Source organism: Bacillus sp. LR_5 (assembly GCF_042709275.1).
The window spans coordinates 1-5,245 of the sequence record NZ_JAVAXX010000373.1 but is presented as its reverse complement, the minus strand read 5'-3'; the positions used below and the strand labels follow the sequence as shown (position 1 = coordinate 5,245).

Below are 5,245 nucleotides of genomic sequence, written 5' to 3'. Positions count from 1 at the left end.
ACTCAAGATCGAGAAAATCAAACAAATACAAACACCGAGGGCTTATATAGCCCATATACTGATTTAAAGTTTCAAAAAGGTCTAAATAGTGTATACAATATCCGTTTTAAGGGGAGGCTAACTGTACGGAGGTGGAGAAGATGGACGAAACAGTTAAACTTAATCATACGTGTGTGATTTGTGATCAAGAGAAGAATAGAGGCATTCATCTTTATACGAAATTCATATGCTTAGATTGTGAGAGAAAAGTAATTTCTACATCAACTTCTGATCCTGACTATGCGTTTTACGTAAAAAAACTAAAGAGCATTCATACACCGCCATTATATTCATAGACCTGAAAAGGTCTTTTTTTGTACTCTTAATAATAAAAAGAAGATGAAACTTGTTTAAGGATTGAACGTAGTAGATAATAATATTAAAACTGAGTATAGACACAGGAGTCGATTATCTCATGCAGAGATTTTTTCACTTTTTGATGTGGGGTTTAACTAGCAGTGCGACTTTTGTTTTCATTGGAATATTGAGCTTTTTCGGTTTAAACCAGTCGCTTTTTTTATCTATTGTTTATGGGCTTGCTTCTGGGGCAGCCGTATATATAGCTGGCATCTGGAATGCAAGACGGTTATTTCTTAAAAAGCATGAATTGACAGGAAGAGAGTATGCTTACATTAAGAAAAATTTAGAGGAAGCAAGGCAGAAAATGATCCGTCTTAGGAAAGCCTTGTTTCAGGCTAAAAGCATTCAAATGTTTAAGCAAAATGCAGAAATGCTAAGGATTGTGAGAAGGATTTATCTCCTCACCAAAAAAGAGCCAAAGCGGTTTTATCAGGCAGAACGATTTTTTTATCAAACTCTCGATTCGGTTGTTGAATTGACAGAGAAGTATGCTTTTCTATCATCTCACCCAAAAAAAAGCAAAGAACTGTCGATGTCGTTAAGTGAGACACGCATCACTCTTACTGAATTGACCAAGCGTTTAGAGGAAGATTTAACTCAAGTAATGGGTGATGAAATTGACGAGTTGCAGTTTGAATTAGACGCAGCAAAACATTCATTAAAGAAATAAGGGAAGAGGGTAAGAGCGATGAACCGAGACCAAAGCGACCTTCATATAGATGAATTATTGGCAGATCCTTTTGGTGGTAACATAGAGATACCAGGTTCGGAGGCTGTAAAAGCAGAGAAAGAGCAAGTACGGCTTGTTGATGTTCTTCCTGAGGAAAACAAGGAAAAAGCAATTCAGCTTGCTGGACAGATTGATCATAAAAATATGCAAAGTATTGTCTTATACGGTTCACAAGCTCAATCTAAACTGCTGAACTTTTCTCATGATATGATTAATCATGTTCAAAAGAAGGATGTCGGGGAGATTGGCGAAATACTTGGAGAGCTGATGAAAAAGCTGGAGCAAGTAAATCCTGATGATCTCCAATCTAAGAAAAAGGGTTTTTTGGCATGCATGTTTGGAAGAGTATCAAGTTCTCTTCAAGAGGTGCTGTCTAAATACCAAAAGACCAGTGTGCAGATAGACAAAATCAGCTTGAAGCTGGAGCACTCTAAAAATGCTTTAATCAGTGACAACAAGCTGTTAGAGCAGTTATATGAAAAAAATAAAGAATATTTTGCCGCGCTGAATGTTTATATTGCTGCAGGAGAACTGAAGCTGGAGGAATTAAAAACAAAAACGATTCCTGAACTGAAGCAACAGGCTGAATCGAGTGATCATAACCAAATGGCCGTTCAAGAGGTGAATGATTTAATTCAATTTGCTGACCGGTTAGATAAAAGGGTGCATGATTTGCTGCTGAGCAGGCAAATTACAATCCAAAGTGCACCGCAAATCAGGCTGATTCAAAATACAAACCAAGCGTTAGCTGAAAAGATTCAGTCATCCATTGTGACAGCGATTCCGTTATGGAAAAATCAAGTTGCCATTGCACTGACGCTTTTAAGGCAGCGCAATGCAGTGGATGCACAACAGAAAGTATCTGATACAACCAATGAGCTTTTGCTGAAAAACGCTGAGCTTTTAAAAACCAATACAATTGAAACTGTACGGGCAAATGAACGAGGCCTTGTTGATATAGATACCTTGAAGAAGGTGCAGGAAAGCTTAATAAGCACGCTTGAAGAAACACTGACTATACAAGAAGAAGGACGAATCAAACGCCGTCAGGCAGAAGAAGAGCTCATGATGATGGAAGGCGACCTGAAGCAAAAGCTGATTACAATAAAGGAAAGATAGTTACCAGTAAGTCTGGCTTTAAGTTCTGTCAGAGGCACGATATAATAAGGTGTAAGAAGACACATTCAAAGGATTGTTTTCATGAACACACCTTTATATAAAGCATTAATCCAACATGCGAGAAGAAATTCTCATTCATTTCATGTTCCGGGACATCACAATGGAGATGTCTTTTTTGATGACGCTAAGTCAATATTCGATCCGCTTCTCACCATTGATGTAACTGAACTGGCAGGACTGGATGATCTCCATCATCCTTCTGGGGTGATTAAGGAAGCTCAGGAGCTTGCCAGTCAATTATATGGATCGGCGGAAAGTTTTTTTCTGGTAAATGGTACGACTGTCGGAAACTTAGCGATGATTTTATCTGTTTGTGAACCTGGTGATACAATTCTGGTTCAAAGAAACTGTCATAAATCTGTATTTCATGCTGTTGATTTGTCCGGTGCTGAGCCGGTTTATCTTGCACCTGACGTTGATTCAGCGATGCATGTGCCTACGCATGTTCCGCTTGGAACAATTAAAGAGGCCCTGGAAGCATATCCAGATGCGAAAGGCTTGGTACTTACCAATCCGACATATTACGGACATAGTGCTGATTTGACTGAGATCATTACTGAAGCCCATCATTACGGGATTCCTGTTTTGGTCGATGAAGCGCATGGCGCACATTTTATTTTAGGTGAGCCTTTTCCGGTCTCAGCTTTAAAAATGGGGGCAGATATTGTTGTTCAGTCGGCCCACAAAACGTTGCCTGCCATGACGATGGGTTCTTATTTGCATCTCAACAGCAGCTGCAGGATTAACAGGGATCGGGTGGCAGAGTATTTAAACCGATTACAAAGCAGCAGCCCGTCTTATCCGATTATGGCTTCGTTAGATATTGCCCGCGCTTATGTACAGCATATTATAGAAGAACAAAAGCTTTCTGACATTCTGCAGCGGATACAAACACTTAAACAAACGTTTGATTCACTTACAAATGCTGAAGCTGTTAACCCTGCTAATCCACTGATCATCACGGACCCGCTGAAGCTCACAATTCGTTCAAAACGCGGGCATTCTGGCTATACGCTGCAAAGCATATTAGAGCGTGCCAACATATTCACTGAGCTTGCTGATGAAAATCAAGTTCTGCTCGTTCTCCCATTGGGAGGAAAACGGAGAATAAACGGTGAAACCATTAGAAGCATCGATGAAGAGATTGAGAAAACGCCTCCGGATCAGGCGTTTGTTTCTGCAGAATGGGGTGTGCAGCCTGTTACTGTCTTGCCTTATCCAAAAAAGGTCTTACATTCGTTTAAGAAAGAATATGTGAGCTTTGAGGAAGCAGCTGGCCGGCTGAATGCAGAAGATATCATCCCTTATCCTCCGGGTATCCCGATGATTATGGCGGGAGAAAGAATAACAAAAGAAAGTGTGCAAAAGCTCAGCCGCTTGATCAGCATGAAAACGCATGTTCAAGGGAATATGAAAATCAAAGAGAAACAACTACTTGTTTATATAGAAGAGGAGAAATCATGAGCGGTTTATTTATTACATTCGAAGGTCCTGAAGGTGCAGGAAAAACGACTGTTCTGCAGGAGATCAAAAACATACTGACAGCAGAAGGCCTTCAGGTTATGGCAACTCGAGAGCCAGGCGGAATAGATATTGCAGAACAAATTCGAGAGGTTATTCTGAATGAGAACAACACATTAATGGACCCAAAAACAGAAGCTCTCTTATATGCGGCTGCAAGGCGCCAGCATTTAGTTGAAAAAGTAAAACCTGCTTTAGAACAGGGGTTTATCGTTCTTTGCGACAGATTTATAGACAGTTCTCTTGCGTATCAAGGATATGCAAGAGGACTTGGAATTGATGAGGTTCTGTCGATTAATGAATTTGCCATTGGAGATATGATGCCCCATGTAACGGTTTATTTTTCAATTGATCCGGAAGAAGGACTGAAGCGTATTTACGCAAACGGCTCACGGGAGAAAAACAGGCTCGATTTAGAAAAACTGGACTTTCATACAAAAGTACAAGAAGGTTATCAAGAGCTGATGAAGCGATTTCCGGAAAGATTTCATTCAGTTGATGCCGGGCAATCCAAAGACCTCGTCGTTCAGGATGTTCTAAAGGTGATCGATGAAGCGTTGAAAAAAATTCAATTGTGACCTGTTTCCCAATAGTTGATATAATAATGTAAACGAGATCACGTTGTTTCCAATCTAAAGGAGGCCTTCACAGATGAAATTGATAGTGGCAGTTGTACAAGATCAGGACAGCAACAGACTTTTGAAAACCTTAACGGATCACAACTTCAGAGTCACAAAGCTTGCGACGACAGGAGGATTTCTTAAATCAGGCAATACAACGTTTATGATCGGTGTCGAGGATATACGCGTCAATAAAGCGTTGAGTCTCATTAAAGAAAACGGGCAGAAACGTGATCAGATGATTGCCCCTGTATCTCCAATGGGCGGAAATGCTGATTCCTATGTCCCTTATCCAGTCGAAGTTGAAGTTGGCGGAGCGACAGTATTTGTCCTTCCAGTCGATGAATTTCATCAATTTTAAGGATCTGAAACTGTGAAAATTAATAAAGATATACGTACATTTATAGATAATAAGCAGATTCCCTCTGTGAAAACATCTGAGATCACAGCATCGTTTAAAACATCAATGGAAAACCAAAGCAGCAAAATGAAGCTTGATCAGCTTACCAGGCTGTTATCTGATATAGAGGCATTCGGAAAAAGGCTAACGAAATCTCGGAATTTTAAAGACTTAGCGAGATTTAAAGGACTTGTGAAACGTTTTGTCAAAGAAGCTGTGGACAGCGGCCTTTCACATGAAACATCGAAAAGCTTTGACCTTTATGGGAACAGCAGAACGCTGGGACTTGTGAAAGAAATAGATGACAAGTTGATACAGCTTACGGAAGAGATGATGGATCAGGAAAAACCGGCAATTGATTTGCTGGAGCGTATTGGCGAAATAAAAGGTTTATTA

Annotated in this window: 7 protein-coding genes; all 7 read left to right on the top strand. The window is 40.1% G+C overall.

Features of this window, described 5'->3' with window-relative positions; translation table 11 throughout:
* Positions 1–140: 140 nt before the first annotated feature.
* Positions 141–335: an anti-sigma-G factor gene (gene csfB / locus RAC86_RS35055; RefSeq protein ID WP_003243294.1), complete on the top strand. Its 195-nt coding sequence runs from the start codon at positions 141–143 to the stop codon at positions 333–335.
* 119 nt (positions 336–454) lie between these two features.
* Positions 455–1,069 carry a 5-bromo-4-chloroindolyl phosphate hydrolysis family protein gene (locus RAC86_RS35050; RefSeq protein ID WP_377886653.1) on the top strand — a complete coding sequence of 205 codons (615 nt, stop codon included), beginning with the start codon at positions 455–457 and terminating at the stop codon, positions 1,067–1,069.
* 18 nt (positions 1,070–1,087) lie between these two features.
* A complete protein-coding gene (locus RAC86_RS35045; protein WP_377886652.1) occupies positions 1,088–2,248 on the top strand; it encodes a toxic anion resistance protein in 1,161 nt (386 codons plus the stop codon).
* A gap of 81 nt (positions 2,249–2,329) precedes the next feature.
* Positions 2,330–3,772, top strand: a complete 1,443-nt coding sequence (locus RAC86_RS35040; protein WP_106074234.1) for an aminotransferase class I/II-fold pyridoxal phosphate-dependent enzyme — start codon at positions 2,330–2,332, stop codon at positions 3,770–3,772.
* Positions 3,769–4,407: a dTMP kinase gene (gene tmk / locus RAC86_RS35035; protein WP_015253015.1), complete on the top strand. Its 639-nt coding sequence runs from the start codon at positions 3,769–3,771 to the stop codon at positions 4,405–4,407. The genes RAC86_RS35040 and tmk overlap by 4 nt, the downstream gene beginning before the upstream one ends.
* A gap of 73 nt (positions 4,408–4,480) precedes the next feature.
* A complete protein-coding gene (gene darA / locus RAC86_RS35030) occupies positions 4,481–4,810 on the top strand; it encodes a cyclic di-AMP receptor DarA (RefSeq protein ID WP_003242755.1) in 330 nt (109 codons plus the stop codon).
* A gap of 12 nt (positions 4,811–4,822) precedes the next feature.
* Positions 4,823–5,245 (top strand): YaaR family protein (locus tag RAC86_RS35025; protein ID WP_377886650.1); only part of this gene is annotated, 423 nt, incomplete at its 3' end.